General features: G+C 69.7%; 15 protein-coding genes and 1 pseudogene. 6 read left to right on the forward strand and 10 right to left on the reverse strand.

The features are described from left to right. Nucleotides 1–90: 90 nt before the first annotated feature. Entirely contained in the window at nt 91–405 is a 315-nt protein-coding gene (locus AB0H36_RS00945) for a WhiB family transcriptional regulator (protein WP_360514274.1), read from the forward strand. Nucleotides 406–432: 27 nt separating this feature from the next. Next, nucleotides 433–846: a PaaI family thioesterase gene (locus tag AB0H36_RS00950; RefSeq protein ID WP_360514277.1), complete on the forward strand. Its 414-nt coding sequence runs from the start codon at nt 433–435 to the stop codon at nt 844–846. A gap of 28 nt (nt 847–874) precedes the next feature. Here AB0H36_RS00950 and AB0H36_RS00955 read toward each other — a convergent pair whose 3' ends face one another. Together AB0H36_RS00955 and AB0H36_RS00960 are read right to left on the reverse strand one after the other, a co-directional pair. After that, nucleotides 875–1,225 carry a zf-TFIIB domain-containing protein gene (locus tag AB0H36_RS00955; protein WP_360514280.1) on the reverse strand — a complete coding sequence of 117 codons (351 nt, stop codon included), beginning with the start codon at nt 1,223–1,225 and terminating at the stop codon, nt 875–877. Nucleotides 1,226–1,323: 98 nt separating this feature from the next. Beyond that, nucleotides 1,324–3,231: a penicillin-binding transpeptidase domain-containing protein gene (locus AB0H36_RS00960; RefSeq protein WP_360514283.1), complete on the reverse strand. Its 1,908-nt coding sequence runs from the start codon at nt 3,229–3,231 to the stop codon at nt 1,324–1,326. A 284-nt stretch (nt 3,232–3,515) separates the two neighbouring features. On the opposite strand from AB0H36_RS00960, the gene AB0H36_RS00965 reads away from it, so the two are divergent. After that, nucleotides 3,516–3,848, forward strand: a complete 333-nt coding sequence (locus tag AB0H36_RS00965) for an L-rhamnose mutarotase (RefSeq protein ID WP_360514287.1) — start codon at nt 3,516–3,518, stop codon at nt 3,846–3,848. On the opposite strand, the gene AB0H36_RS00970 is transcribed toward AB0H36_RS00965, so the two are convergent. The 5 genes and pseudogenes from AB0H36_RS00970 to AB0H36_RS00990 form a co-directional block, all read right to left on the reverse strand. Next, nucleotides 3,845–4,549: a pirin family protein gene (locus tag AB0H36_RS00970; RefSeq protein ID WP_360514290.1), complete on the reverse strand. Its 705-nt coding sequence runs from the start codon at nt 4,547–4,549 to the stop codon at nt 3,845–3,847. The genes AB0H36_RS00965 and AB0H36_RS00970 overlap by 4 nt on opposite strands. Before the next feature lie 5 nt (nt 4,550–4,554). Continuing rightward, nucleotides 4,555–4,785: pseudogene (locus tag AB0H36_RS00975) on the reverse strand (DUF664 domain-containing protein); the annotation flags it as partial. A gap of 94 nt (nt 4,786–4,879) precedes the next feature. Continuing rightward, nucleotides 4,880–6,295: a trypsin-like peptidase domain-containing protein gene (locus AB0H36_RS00980; protein WP_360514293.1), complete on the reverse strand. Its 1,416-nt coding sequence runs from the start codon at nt 6,293–6,295 to the stop codon at nt 4,880–4,882. A 161-nt stretch (nt 6,296–6,456) separates the two neighbouring features. Next, complete coding sequence (locus tag AB0H36_RS00985) at nt 6,457–8,085, reverse strand: HAMP domain-containing sensor histidine kinase (RefSeq protein WP_360514296.1); 1,629 nt, start codon at nt 8,083–8,085, stop codon at nt 6,457–6,459. Further along, nucleotides 8,082–8,774 (reverse strand): response regulator transcription factor, encoded by a 693-nt coding sequence (locus AB0H36_RS00990; RefSeq protein ID WP_360514299.1) that lies wholly within the window; start codon nt 8,772–8,774, stop codon nt 8,082–8,084. Before AB0H36_RS00990 ends, AB0H36_RS00985 begins: the two co-directional genes overlap by 4 nt. Before the next feature lie 129 nt (nt 8,775–8,903). On the opposite strand from AB0H36_RS00990, the gene AB0H36_RS00995 reads away from it, so the two are divergent. Beyond that, on the forward strand, nt 8,904–9,902 hold the full coding sequence (locus AB0H36_RS00995) for an acetamidase/formamidase family protein (RefSeq protein WP_360514302.1): 999 nt from the start codon (nt 8,904–8,906) through the stop codon (nt 9,900–9,902). On the opposite strand, the gene AB0H36_RS01000 is transcribed toward AB0H36_RS00995, so the two are convergent. Continuing rightward, nucleotides 9,837–10,751 (reverse strand): DMT family transporter, encoded by a 915-nt coding sequence (locus AB0H36_RS01000; RefSeq protein WP_360514305.1) that lies wholly within the window; start codon nt 10,749–10,751, stop codon nt 9,837–9,839. The two genes, AB0H36_RS00995 and AB0H36_RS01000, sit on opposite strands and share 66 nt — an antisense overlap. Before the next feature lie 87 nt (nt 10,752–10,838). Here AB0H36_RS01000 and AB0H36_RS01005 point away from each other — a divergent pair, with 87 nt between their 5' ends. Together AB0H36_RS01005 and AB0H36_RS01010 are read left to right on the forward strand one after the other, a co-directional pair. Continuing rightward, complete coding sequence (locus AB0H36_RS01005) at nt 10,839–11,276, forward strand: Lrp/AsnC family transcriptional regulator (protein WP_360514308.1); 438 nt, start codon at nt 10,839–10,841, stop codon at nt 11,274–11,276. A gap of 178 nt (nt 11,277–11,454) precedes the next feature. Beyond that, nucleotides 11,455–12,666, forward strand: coding sequence for a pyrophosphate--fructose-6-phosphate 1-phosphotransferase (locus tag AB0H36_RS01010; RefSeq protein WP_360514311.1), 1,212 nt, complete (start codon nt 11,455–11,457; stop codon nt 12,664–12,666). On the opposite strand, the gene AB0H36_RS01015 is transcribed toward AB0H36_RS01010, so the two are convergent. Together AB0H36_RS01015 and AB0H36_RS01020 are read right to left on the reverse strand one after the other, a co-directional pair. Then, nucleotides 12,663–13,085 carry a low molecular weight protein-tyrosine-phosphatase gene (locus AB0H36_RS01015; protein ID WP_360514314.1) on the reverse strand — a complete coding sequence of 141 codons (423 nt, stop codon included), beginning with the start codon at nt 13,083–13,085 and terminating at the stop codon, nt 12,663–12,665. The genes AB0H36_RS01010 and AB0H36_RS01015 overlap by 4 nt on opposite strands. 11 nt (nt 13,086–13,096) lie before the next feature. Beyond that, entirely contained in the window at nt 13,097–13,483 is a 387-nt protein-coding gene (locus AB0H36_RS01020; protein ID WP_360514317.1) for a phage holin family protein, read from the reverse strand. Nucleotides 13,484–13,596: the final 113 nt, after the last annotated feature.

The raw sequence follows: 13,596 nt of genomic DNA on the forward strand, positions 1-13,596 counted from the left end.
GGCGGCGTGCTCATCTGCCGACCATACTGCCCCGGCGTTTGCGCGGCGGGTACCTGAACACGTGATGTGGACGCAGGTGAGGAAACCGGGATGAGACGGCGCAAACCTCCCGCAGGCGCAGTGGCCAAGGCGCCGGTCGGTCTGCCGTACCCGCTGATCGAGAACTGGGCGTGGCAGGACGAGGCCGCGTGCCGCGACGTCGACCCGGAGCTCTTCTTCGCCGCCGAGTCCGAGCGCGGCCTGCGCAAGCACGCCCGCGAGACGCTCGCCAAGTCCCTCTGCGGGACCTGCCCGGTACGGCGGGAGTGCCGCGAGCACGCCCTGGTCGTCGGGGAGGCGTACGGCGTCTGGGGTGGCACCACCGAGGAGGAGCGCGAGCCGGCCCTGCACGCTCGGCAGCACTGAGGGTTACCCGCCGGTTAACCTGGATGCATGGAGCTGACCTACGAGCTGGCCGAGAAGGTCCTGGCCGCGCAGCCGTTCAGCGTGCTGGTCGGCGCCCGGCTGACCGCCTTCGGCGACGGCGGGGCGACCCTCGAGCTCGACATCCGCGACGACCTCAAGCAGCAGAACGGGTTCCTGCACGGTGGCGTCCTCGGCTACGCGGCCGACAACGCGATCACCTTCGCGGCGGGGGCGGCGATGGGGCCCGAGGTGCTGACCGGTGGCTTCACGATCAGCTACCTGCGCCCGGCCCAGGGCGCGGTACTGCGTGCGGAGGCGAAGGTCGTGCACGCGGGCAGCCGGCAGGCTACCTGCACCTGCGAGTTGTCGACGATCGACGGCGACGGCGCCGCCACGCTGTGCGCCGTCGCGCAGGGCACTGTGATCGCCGCGCGTCGATGACGGGCGATCACAGCGCCGGGCCCCTGGGTCAGTCGAAGAGCTCTTCCAGGAAGGACTTCTTCTTCTTGCGCGGGTGGCCCTGGTTGCCGTACCGCGGGTCATACCGACGGTCGTCATCGTCGTAGCGGCGACGGTCGTCGTACCCCCGCTTGTCGTCGTAGCCGCGGCGGTCGTCGTAGTCCCTGCGGTCGTTGTCGTACCGCTTCTCGTCGCGGCGAGGCTGCGGTGCGTTGTACTTCAGCTCGGCGTCGACCAGCCGCTCCAGCTCACCACGGTCCAGGAAGATCCCGCGGCACTCGGAGCACTGGTCGACGGTGACGCCGCTGCGTTCGTAGGTACGCATCGCGCCTCGGCACTTGGGGCAGGTCAAACTCTCCATTCCGCCACCCTAGGTGACGATTTCCCCGAAACGACGGGAGTTCAGGGAACTCTCAGGGAGTTGCCCCACTCTCCTGACGCCTCAGCAAGCCGACCGGCCTACTGGAAGCGGCCGAGGAAGTTCTTCAGGATCGGGCCGGCGGCCTTGGCGCCGGACTCGCCGCCTTCGACGATGACGGCGAAGGCCACGTCGCCGCGGTAGCCGACCATCCAGCCGTTGGTGACGACCTTGCCGTTCTGGACCACCTCGGCGGTGCCGGTCTTGGCGGCGACCGCGCCGTTGCCGGCCAGCACCTTCGCGGTCCCGCCGGTGACGGTGGTGCGCATGAACGTGCGCAGCGCCGCGGCGGTTGCCGGGGGCAACGGAGAGGCGGCCGCTCCGGCGGCGTCCTTGCCCGGGACCAGCACCGGCTTCATCGCGGTCCCGTGGGCGACCGTCGCACCGATCATCGCGACCCCGAGCGGGCTCGCGGTCACGGTGCCCTGGCCGATCATCGACGCGGCCTCGGCGACGTCGTCCTTCGGCGCCGGCACCGAACCGCCGTACGCCGGGATCGACAGGTTCAGGTCCGGGCCGAGGCCGAACATCGCGGCCGCCTTCGTCATCCCGTCCTTCGGCAGCCGCCCGTGCTGCGAGATGAACGCGGTGTTGCAGGACTCGTTGAACGCCTTCTGCATCGTCCCGCCGCCGTACGCCGCCAGGCCGTCGTAGTTCTTGAACGACTTGCCGAACACGGTGATCGTGTTCGTGCACGGCAGCGAGGTCGCGGCGGTCTCACCACTGCCCAGCAGCGCCGCCGACGTGACGATCTTGAACGTCGAGCCCGGCGCGTACCGACCCTGGAAGGCGCGGTTGTAGTTGGTCGGCTGCGGCCCGTTCGCCGCGGCCAGGATCTGACCGGTCGAGGCCTGTACGGCGACCAGCGACGCCGGCAGCTTGCTCGTCGCCAGCGCGGCCTCGGCGGCAACCTGCAGCTTCGTGTCCAGCGTGGTCTTCACCGGCTTCCCGGCGGTGCCCTTCTGGCTGAAGACGGTCTTGATCGTCATCTTGGTCTTGCCGTCCCGCAGCGTGACGGTCCCGCCCGGCGTTCCGGCGAGCTGCTCCTGGAACGCGTACTGCAGGCCTGTCGTCCCGACCTGGTCCTGCGCGGACGCGGTCGGCCCGGCGTTCTTCAGCGTCTCCTCGGTCGCGGTCTTCATGGTGCCGAGGATCGACCGCGCGAACGACGCGGTCGGCGGCAGCGACTGGGTGCCGCCCATCGTCAGCACCCCGGGCAGCTTGCCCATCGTCGGCCGCAGCTTCTCCCACTCCTCGGCGCGGATGGTGATCGCGTCGACGAACTGGCCGGCCGGCGCGGCCTTGGCCCGGGCCGCGAGCTTCGCGCCGTCCACGTCCAGATTCTTCGTGAAGGCGGCGTACGTCGCTGCCGTCGCCTTCGTCCCGGACGCGACACCGACGATGACGACCTGCCGGTTCGCGGTCAGCGCGACGCCGTTGCGGTCCTGGATCGACGCGCGCGCGGGCAGCGCGCGCGCCCGCTTCAGGTAGTTCGCGTCACCGAGCCCGGGGTAGATGGTGTCGCCGGCGGCCTTGATCTTCCAGCCGCCGTCGCCCTTCACGGCGGTCGCCGTACTGGTCCACTTCATCGCGCCGATGCCGCGCAGCTCAGCCTCGACGGCGAGCTCCTGCGTGCAGGTGTTGTCGTCGGCGCACTCCGGGTCGCCCTGCGGTTCCACCTTGACGGTGCTCGCGACCAGGGCGGAGTCGACGTCGTCCAGCCGCTTGGCGAAGACCGTCGGGTTGTCGGTCAGCGCCCCGGCCGCGTCCGGCTTGCCGTCCGGAGCCCACGCGGCGACCCAGGCGGTGGCGAACTGCTTCACCACCTCGGCGGACGCCTGCTTCTCGTCGTTGGGATCCGCTTTGCCGTCGCTGCCGGACTTGCTGTCCGAACAACCGGCGGTGATCAGCAGACTACTCAGACAGACGATCGCAGTGGTTCGCTTCACGTTCTCAACTCTCGCACGATGACGGATGGAGGCTGGGGACAGTCTTCGGCGTGTGGCCATCCCCCCACGAGGGCGAAACTACTCAAGCCACTCAAGCTACGACGCCCGCCCCACCCCCGGAGTTGGCAGTCATCGCGAAATTCACCTGATCTGGCAGCGATCGATCGCCGCGGTGTATCGGCAGCAAGAGCCAGGACGAATCACGATCACCGTCGAATCCAGCCCTCGGGACGGGTCACGGTTCGGTCACCGCGACGGCGTCGCCCGGCGTATTCTGCTCCCTTGTGACGAACCGCCTAGCTCTGCACAGCCGGCTTCTTCCCGGCACCGAAGAGGCCTACGAGCTCGAGCATGCCCGCGTCTGGCCCGAGCTGATCACGGTGATGCGCGACGCCGGCATCGACGACTGGTCGATCTGGCGCAGCGGCCGCGACCTGTTCCACCTGGTCGTGTGCGCCGACTTCGAGGCCGCCGTCGCGCAGCTCAAGGACGACCCGATCGACCAGCGGTGGCAGCAGCACATGAGCCAGTTCGTGGAAGGCTTCGCGCAGAACCCCGAAGGCGTCGCCGGCCAGGCGCTCCGTCACGTCTGGACGATGAGCGAGCAGCGCGACTAATACATCTCCCACACCAGCAGCTCGGCCCCGTCGGCTCCCGCGGTGGCCCGTGGTCCGTCGACCCCGGTCAGCCGTACGGCGTCCGCCGTACCGAGGTCACCGGCGCCCTCCAGGTTCACGGTGCCTCGGGCAACGAAGAGATGCACGTACGGCGCTGCCGGCAAGCCGACCGCCTGACGCGGAGCCAGCCGGGCCACCGACATCCCGGCGGAGCGCTGGTTGATGCTGATCGCGGTGCTGCTCGCGTGCTTCGGCAGGCCGGACGCGATCGGGACCAGCTCGCCGGATGAGAGGTCCACGGCAGCCTGCTGGTAGGACGGCGTGAGGTCGAACTGCTCCGGGCGTACCCACATCTGCAGGTAGTGCACGGGTTCGTCGCCGTCGTTCCACTCGGAGTGCCGGATGCCCGAGCCGGCGCTCATCCGCTGCGCGAGACCGGGGTGCACAACGCCGGTGTGGCCTTCGGAGTCTCGGTGCGCCAGGGCGCCGCGGAGTACCCAGGTCACGATCTCCAGGTCCTGGTGCGGGTGCGTGTCGAACCCGGTGCCGGGGGCAACCGTGTCGTCGTTGTGCGCGACCAGGAAGCCGAACCCGATGTTCGCCGGGTCGTAGTGCGGTCCGAACGAGAACGAGTGCCGCGAGTCCAGCCACTCACTCGTGGTCTGGAACCGCTCATTCGCCCGCCGGATCTCCACACTCATGACATCTAGTAGTACCCCTTCTGGCCGTCCAGCAGCTCGCGCATGGTGTCGAGGTGGCCGACGTGCCGGGCCGTCTCCTCCAGCATGTGGAGCAGCATCCAGCGCAGCGTGGCCTGGCCCGCGCCGAAGTCCGGGTGCTTGCCGACGTCGTCCAGCGAGTGCGTGGCGACAATCTCGTTCGACTCCTTGCACTGCGCCTCGAACTCGTCCAGCAGCTGACCCAGCGGTACGCCGTCGACAAAGACAACGCCGCCTTCGGCGGCGGCTGGAGTTGAGGGACTGCGGCCGCTCGGTGGGCGGCCGCAGTCCCGGTCAGGGAAGGGTCCGGGGTCAGCCGGTGGGGTTGCCGTTGTCGGAGCCGAGGGTGGCGGTCACCGTCTGGGACTGGCCGTTGCGGGTCAGCGTGAGCTTGACTTCGTCGCCCGGGCGGTGCGAACGGACCGCGGCGACCAACGCGTCCCCTGACGCGATCGCCTTGCCGTCCACAGCGGTCACCACATCACCCGCTTGCAGACCGGCCTTGTCCGCCGCACCGCCAGGCGTCACCTCGCCGAGGCGTGCTCCGCTGGAGAGCCCGCCGGAAGACTGCGCGTCGCCGACCTGGACGCCGAGCCGCGCATGCGTGGCCTTGCCCTTGGCCACCAGCTCGTCGATGATCGGCTTGGCCTGGTCGATCGGGATTGCGAAGCCCAGGCCGATGTTGCCGCCTTCGGATTGTCCCGATCCTCCGGCGGTCTTGATCGCGCTGTTGATTCCGACCACCTGGCCGGCGAGGTCGATCAGGGCGCCACCGGAGTTACCGGGGTTGATGGCGGCGTCCGTCTGTACTGCTGGGAAGACCGTCGTACTGCCCGGCTCGTCGTCGCCGGACGTCACCGGGCGGTTCAGCGCGGAGACGATCCCGCTGGTCACGGTGGCCTCCAGGCCGAACGGCGAGCCGATCGCAACCACGCCCTGGCCGACGGCGAGCTTGCCGCTGCTGCCGAGGGTGGCCGGGGTCAGGTCGGTCGCGTCCGCCTTGATCACGGCCAGGTCGGTGAGCGGGTCGGTGCCCTTGATGGTGGCCTTGACCGTCCGGCCGTCGTTCAGGATCACGGAGATCTCGCCGCCGTTGCCGGCGCCGGCCACCACGTGGTTGTTGGTGACGATCAGGCCGTCCTTGCTGATCACGATGCCGGAGCCGGTCCCCGCGCCCTGCGACGTCGCGACCGCGATCTTCACCGTGCTCGGCAGCACCTTCGCGGCGGCGGCCTGCACCGAACCGTCCGGCGCCGAGGCCGGCGCGGCCTGGTTGCCGTTCAGCGGCGCGGTCACCGACGGGGTGTTGCTGGTGGAGTCGTTCGTCGCCGAGTAGATCGCGGCGCCGCCGACACCGCTGGCGGTGCCGACGACCAGAGCCGTGGCTGCTACCAGCGCAAGGCCGAGCCGCTTGGGCTTGCCGGCGGATGCCGGGGCCCCGGTCTGGGCGCCGCCCTGCGGGGGCTGCGGACCGAAGGGCCAGTTCGGGCCCGGAGACGTCCCCTGATGCGTCCCCGGGGCCCCGAACTGTGGGTAAGCACTGCCGCCCGACGGGTGCTGACCCTGCCGCGGCTGCCCACCTTGGGGCGCGAACTGCTGCTGCTGGTGCGGGCCGTAGCCACCCAGCGGAAGCTGCTGCGTCCGCTCAGGCAACTGCTGCGTCCGCTCCGGCTGCTGCGGGTTCTGGCCCGGCTGGTTCTGCGGCTGCTGCGGCTGGTTCTCGTTCATGGCCAATACTTTGCGGGCTGGACCTGAGAGGCCCCTGAAGATCCCGTCAGAGCTGCCGAAGAACTCCATGAAGATCCCCTGAAGGATCAGTCAGCTCGTCTTCAGATTCCCTTGCGCACACAAAAGCCCCCGGTACGGGCGTACCGGGGGCCTGCTGCGACTCAGCGGGTCTGGGTGGCGGCGTGCGGCAGCCACAGCGTGAACTGCGCGCCCGCGCCGGGCGCATTGCGCGCGTAGATCATGCCGCCGTGCTGCTCGGCCGCGTGCTTCACGATCGCCAGGCCCAGCCCCGAGCCAGGACGGCTGCGGGCTTCGCTGGAGCGGTAGAAACGCTCGAAGACGTGCGGCAGGTCCGCCTCGGCGATGCCCGGACCGGAGTCCGTCACCGTGAGCACACCGTCCTGGAGCCGCACTGTGACCCGGCCGACGGGCTGTCCGTCCGCGCGTACGGCGGTGTCCTCGGGGATGCTGTACTTCGCGGCGTTGTCGAGCAGGTTGGTCACCGCGCGGCCGAGGAGCCGCTCGTCACCCCACACCGGGAACGGCGTGAGCTGAACGTCCCACTCCAGGCCCGGCGCGCGCCGCCGTACCTTCATCACCGCGTCCTCGACCACGTTCTGCAGCTCGATCAACTCGGCGTTGCGCACCTGCGGGGTGTCGCGCGCCAGCTCGGTCAGGTCGCCGATCAGCGTGGTCAACTCGTCCATCTGCGCCCGCACGTCGTCCAGCAGCTGCTGCCGGTCCTCCGGCCGGAGGCCACCCCGCTTGTCCGCCTGGGCGAGCAGGTCGAGGTTCGTCCGGACGCTGGTGAGCGGCGTCCGCAACTCGTGCCCGGCGTCACCGACCAGCCGCCGTTGCCGGTCCTGCGAGCGGGCCAGCGCCCCCAGCATCGCGTTGAACGCCTGCGCCAGCCGGGAGATCTCGTCGGACCCGGTGACCGGAATCGGCTTCAGGTCCTCGGTCCGGGCGACGTGCTCGGCGGCAGCGGTCAGCCGCGCCAGCGGCCGCAGGCCGGACCGCGCGATCGCGTTCCCGGCGAGGGCGGCGCCGATCACGCCGATCAGCCCGAAGGCCCACAGCACGACGCCGAGGTTGTGCAGCGTCCGGTCGATCGATTCCAGCGACTGGGCGACGACGAGTGCCGCCGGCTGGAACGCCCCGGGGTCGTCCCGGCAGTCGACGCCGAGCGGGCAGTAGCGCGCCGGTACGGCGACCACGCGGAAGTGGGACTCGCCATTGCGGGCTCCGACAGTCCGGAGGCTGGCTTCGTCGCCCTGGTTCTGGGCGATCTCGAGCTCGGCCGGGCCGATCGGCGGGAGCAGGCTGTTCCGCGCGCCGAACGTCTCCCCGTCCGCGCTGATCATGCCGACTCGGATGTCACTGAGGCCGAGCGCGTCCGAGGGGACGTTGCCCAGGTTGGTCAGGTTCGTCAGGACGCCCTTCTGGGCGGCTGCGCCGGCGCGGTCGATCAGGCTGTCGTCGAGGTTCTGGTACATCTGCTGCCGCACGGTGATGTACGCCGCGATGCTGACGATCGCCACCGCGAGGCCGACCGCGACGGCCGCCAGCAGAGTGACGCGGGCGTGCAGACTCAGCCGATGGAGCTTGGCCTGCCACCAGTCCTTGGTCTGGGTAGCGGTCGCCACCACCCGGTTGCCGTTGCCATTGGCAACCGGAGGCGGTGGAGCGCCTGGTGTCGGCGGGCCTTGCACCGGCCCGCGACCGGCCGGCGCGGCCTGCTGGGTCGGGCGATCGGTGTACGACGGGAAGTCGGGGTTGGACGAACTCACGGTGGGGTGTCTCTCAGTACGTAGCCGATGCCACGCACAGTGTGGATGAGGCGCGGCAGGTTGTTCACCTCGGTCTTGCGGCGCAGGTAGCCGATGTAGACCTCGAGGGAGTTCGCGGTGGTCGGGAAGTCGTAACCCCAGACGGCATCCAGGATCACCGCGCGTTCGAGCACCCGGCGCGGGTTGCGGATCAGCAGCTCGAGCAGGGAGAACTCGGTCCGGGTGAGCGGGATCGGGACGTCGCCGCGGTGCACCTCGTGGGCGTCCACGTCGACGACGAGGTCGGCGTACTGCAGGACCTCGCCGCGCTGGCCGCCTTCGCCGGGGGCGGTGCTGCGGCGGAGCAGGGCGCGCAGCCGGGCCAGCAGCTCCTCGAGCGCGAACGGCTTGGTCAGGTAGTCGTCGCCGCCGGCGTCCAGGCCGTCCACCCGGTCGGCCACCGCGTCCCGCGCGGTCAGCACCAGGATCGGCACGTTGTTGCCGGCCGCGCGCAGCGCCTTGGTGGTCTCCAGGCCGTCCAGCCGCGGCATCATCACGTCCATCACCACGACGTCCGGCTCGACGTTGCCGATCACCGCGAGCGCCTCGGCGCCGTCGGACGCGGTCACCACCTCGAAGTCGTTGAACTCCAGCGAACGGCGCAGCGAGTCCCGGACCGCCCGGTCGTCGTCCACCACCAGTACGCGCATCTCTCGTTCCCCGCTTCGCTAGAAGGACCAGTTCAATCTTTGTCGAGATTAGGCCGTCTCTGTGAGAATCGCCTGAGAACCCGCTGATCGCTCGCCCAACACCTCCTGGGCACCTTAGGTTTGCGACTCGTGGACATCGTCGAATTCACGCCCCAGCCCGACGAGTACGCCTGGACCTTCGGCGGCGCCGCCCCGGTGCGGCGGATCAGGCCGGGGACGGCGTTGAAACTCTGGACCGAGGACGCGTTCTGCGGCTCCCTGCGCAGTACGGCGGACCTCGCGAGCGCATCGCTGACCATGCCGTTCGTCAACCCGCAGACCGGCCCGTTCCACGTCGAGGGCGCCGAGCCGGGGGACACCCTGGTCCTGCACTTCGTCGAGCTCACCCCGGCACGGAGCTGGGGTGTTTCCGCGACGATCCCGTTCTTCGGCGGCCTGACCAGCACCGACCGGACGGCGACGCTGCAGGACCCGCTGCCCGAGCGGACCTGGATCTACGAGGTCGACACCGAGAAGCAGACCGTCGGCTTCCAGGCGCAGGGCAGCGATTTCGAGGTCTCGCTGCCGATGGAGCCGATGCTGGGCACAGTCGGCCTTGCGCCGGCGGCGGGTGAGGTGCGTTCGTCGCTGGTGCCGGACACGTTCGGTGGCAACATGGACACGCCGGAGATGCGAGTCGGCGCGACCTGCTTCCTCAACGTGAACGTCGAGGGCGCACTGTTCTCGGTCGGCGACGGCCACTACCGCCAGGGCGAGGGCGAGTCCTGCGGGACCGCGGTCGAGGGCGCGATGAACGTCGTACTGATCGTCGACTTGCTCAAGACGCCGGGACCGGCCTGGCCGCGGATCGAGAACGACGACTACCTGGCCGTGGTCGGGTCGAGCCGGCCACTCGAGGACGCCTGGCGGGCCGGACAGGTCGACATGGTCGGCTGGCTCGGGTCCCTGTACGGCCTGGACAAGCTCGACGCCTACCAGTTGCTCAGCCAGGTCAGCGAAGTACCGCTGGCCAACGTGGTCGACGCCAACTACAGCGTGGTCACCAAGGTCCCGAAGCGCCTGCTACCGGCGGCCGACGTCTACAGCGGCATCCACCGGCACCTCCGCGACCTTGCGGCGACGCTGTGACCTGCTGACGGCCACACCGACCAGGCACAGCGCCCCACCCGCCAGTGCGAGACCGGCCGGTGTCTCACCGAGGAACACCCACGCGAGCAGGATGGCAATCATCGGCACCAGGTACGTCGTCGCGCCCATGCGACCCGCACTGGTCCGGGACAAGGCGTAGGCCCAGGTCGTGAAGCCGAGCGCGGTCGGGAAGGCGCCGAGGTAGAACACCCACCACAGCGTCGCCGGACGCGCCGTACCGATCTCTTGAAACAGTGCGGGCGTGTACGGGAGGCAGACGACCGTGCCGATGACGCAGGCCAGCCAGGTGACCTGTGCAGCGGGCAGCCGGCTCAGCAAAGGCTTCTGCGTGACCACACCGACGGCATAGGACACGGCAGCCGTCACGCACAGCACGACACCCCAGGTTTCGGCCCGACCGGTCGACGTCGTCAGGCCGATTACCAGCACGCCACCGAAGGCGATCAGGCTGCCGAGAACCACCTGCCGCGGGAAGCCCTCGCCCAGGGCGAGTCCGGCCAGCAGGGCGACCAGCAGCGGTGCGATGTGGACGACCATCGCCGCCGTACCGGCGTCGAGTCGCCGTTCGGCCGCGTTGAGCGCGACGTTGTAGAGGCCGAACCATAGGAGACCGCAAGCCAGCAGCAGCGGCCAGTCGCGCCGCTGCGGCATCCGGAACGGCTCTCGCTTCACCAGCAGGAGCAGTCCCAGCAGGACGCTTCCGACCAGCAGGCGGGCGAGCGACAGCGGACCGGCCGACAGTTCGGTCCCGAGGTGCCGGATCGCCACGAACGACGAGGCCCAGAGGACGACGCTCACGCCGGCGGCACCGAGTGCGGTGGGATTCATGCCCACAACGCTAGAAAGGATGGATTGGGTTTACCATGCTGATACGGAGGCTAGGAGGCTGAGTTGCTTACCGAAACGAAAAGCGGATTGCTGGATGAGTTGAACATCCGGATCCTGCAGGAGCTGGAAGCCGATCCCCGGCTGCGGACTGCCGAGCTGGCCCGCCGGCTGGGTGTCTCGACGCCGACCGTGCGCGAGCGGGTCACCCGGCTGGAGGAGTCCGGCGTGATCCGCGGGTACCGGCTCGACATCGATCCGGCTGCGCTCGGCCGGCCGGTCGCCGCCTGGGTCCGGCTCCAGCCGGGGCCTGGCCAGGTCCTGCGGATCGCGGAGCTGGCGCGGAGTACGCCGGAGGTCGTCGAGTGCCACCGGATCTCCGGCGAGGACTGCTTCCTGATGCGGGTCCAGGTCGCCGCGATCGACAAGCTCGAGGCCCTCCTCGACCACTTCGGCCCCTACGGCCGGACGAACAGCTCGTTCGTCGTCTCCACCCCGGTCCCACCCCGCCCGGTCCCCCTCGACTGAGGGGCGGACCGCCAGCCCATCACAATCGCCCGATCCCGCCCGCCTCCCGCGGGGACCGCGGCCGCGGCCGCGGTTGTGATGGCGTGGCGGTCCGCACAGTGGGCCTAACCACCGCCGGGAGTGGTCTGCATCACTACTCTTGGGGGCGACTTCAGCGACCTTTGGAAGGACCCGACCCATGGCTGCCGACAAGTCTGTCCGCAGAGTTGCCCTGCTCACCGCCGGCGGGCTCGCGCCCTGCCTGTCGTCCGCCGTCGGCGGGCTGATCGAGCGCTACACCGAGGTGGCGCCCGACGTGGAGATCATCGCCTACCTGAACGGCTACCACGGCCTGCTCAGCGGCCGGCACCTCGACGTGACCCCCGAGGTGCGCGAGAAGGCCGGCCTGCTGCACAAGTTCGGCGGCAGCCCGATCGGCAACAGCCGGGTCAAGCTGACCAACACCGCCGACCTGGTCAAGCGCGGCCTGATCGCCGACGGCCAGAACGCGCTCCAGGTCGCGGCCGAGCGGCTGGTCGCCGACGGCGTCGACGTACTGCACACCATCGGTGGTGACGACACCAACACCACCGCCGCGGACCTGGCGGCGTACCTGCACGAGCACGACTACGACCTGACCGTGGTCGGCCTGCCGAAGACGATCGACAACGACGTGATCCCGATCCGGCAGAGCCTGGGCGCCTGGACCGCGGCCGAGCAGGGCGCGCTGTACGCCCGCAACATCGTCGCCGAGCACTCCTCGAACCCCCGGATGCTGATCGTCCACGAGGTGATGGGCCGCAACTGCGGATGGTTGACCGCGGCAACGGCACAGGCGTACCGCGACTGGTGGAAGCAGCAGGACTGGAACCCGGGCATCGGCCTGGACGCGGCCGGCTGGGACGTGCACGCGGTGTACGTGCCGGAGGCAACGATCGACCTGGACGCCGAGGCGGACCGGCTGCGCAAGGTGATGGACGAGACCGACTGCGTCAACATCTTCCTGTCCGAGGGCGCCGGCGTGGAGTCGATCGTGGCCGAGCTGGAGGCTCGCGGCGAGGAGGTCGGCCGGGACCCGTTCGGGCACGTCAAGCTGGACACCATCAACCCGGGCGCGTGGTTCGCCAAGCAGTTCGCCGAGCGGATCGGCGCCGAGAAGACGATGGTGCAGAAGAGCGGCTACTTCAGCCGCTCGGCCGCGGCCAACGACCGCGACCTCGCGCTGATCAAGGAGTGCACCGACTACGCGGTCGACGCCGCGCTGCGCGGTGAGAGCGGTGTGGTCGGTCACGACGAGGAGCGCGGCGACGAGCTCCGGGCGATCGAGTTCCCGCGGATCGCCGGCGGCAAGGAGTTCGACCCGGGCGTCGACTGGTTCGTCGGCCTGCGGTCCGAGATCGGCCAGTCCTAGGGCTTCGACCGGAGGCGGCCGACCCACACGTCGGCCGCCTTCTCGATCTGGTCGAGGACGTCGTCGAAGCCGTCGTCCTCGCCGTAGTACGGATCCGGTACGTCGATCTCCGCGAACAACTGGACCGTTCCGCCCCGGCGGGTCAGCTCCGACAGGTGACCGGAGTCCATCGCGAGCACCAGGTCGCGGTCGACGAACCATCCGGTCCGGAACTGCTGCGCCCGGTGCGCGCTGCCGTCGTACCCACGCCGCCTGAGCGCGGCCGCGGCGCGCGGGTCCATCGGGTCGCCGACGTGCCACCCACCGGTCCCTGAGCTGGTCACGACCACGTCGTCGATCCCCGCCTCGGCCAGCTTCGCGCGCAGCACCACTTCACCGATCGGCGACCGGCAGATGTTCCCGCTGCAGACAATCTCCACCCGGCGCACGGTCAGCGGATCTCCGCCTTGTCCGGGAGTACGGCGTTCAGCAGCATGCCGACGACCGTGATCACCAGCGAGCCCAGCAGCGCCGCCCAGAAGCCGTCGACGTGGAACTGGACGTCCAGCTTCCCGGTGATCCACGAGGTGAGCAGCAGCATCGCGGCGTTGATCACGAAGATCAGCAGGCCGAGCGTCAGAATGATGAACGGCAGCGACAGCAGCTTCACGATCGGCTTCACGATCGCGTTCACCAGGCCGAAGATGGCCGCCACGATCAGCAGCGTGAGGATCCGCCGGCCGGTGGTGGCGCCCTGGATGGTGATCCCGCTGATGAGCCAGGCCGCGATCGCGAGCGCGACCGCGTTGGCGAGCAACTTGATGATCAAGTTCTTCATGCCGTCGATCCTCCCACCCGCCAGGTGCCCCGCGACCCTGCCACACCCTGATCCGACCCCGACTCCCTCGACCTTGAGAACCCACCGATCATTTCCGGGCGCCGGAAGTGGTT

Source organism: Kribbella sp. NPDC050820 (assembly GCF_040653975.1).
Lineage (GTDB): Bacteria > Actinomycetota > Actinomycetes > Propionibacteriales > Kribbellaceae > Kribbella.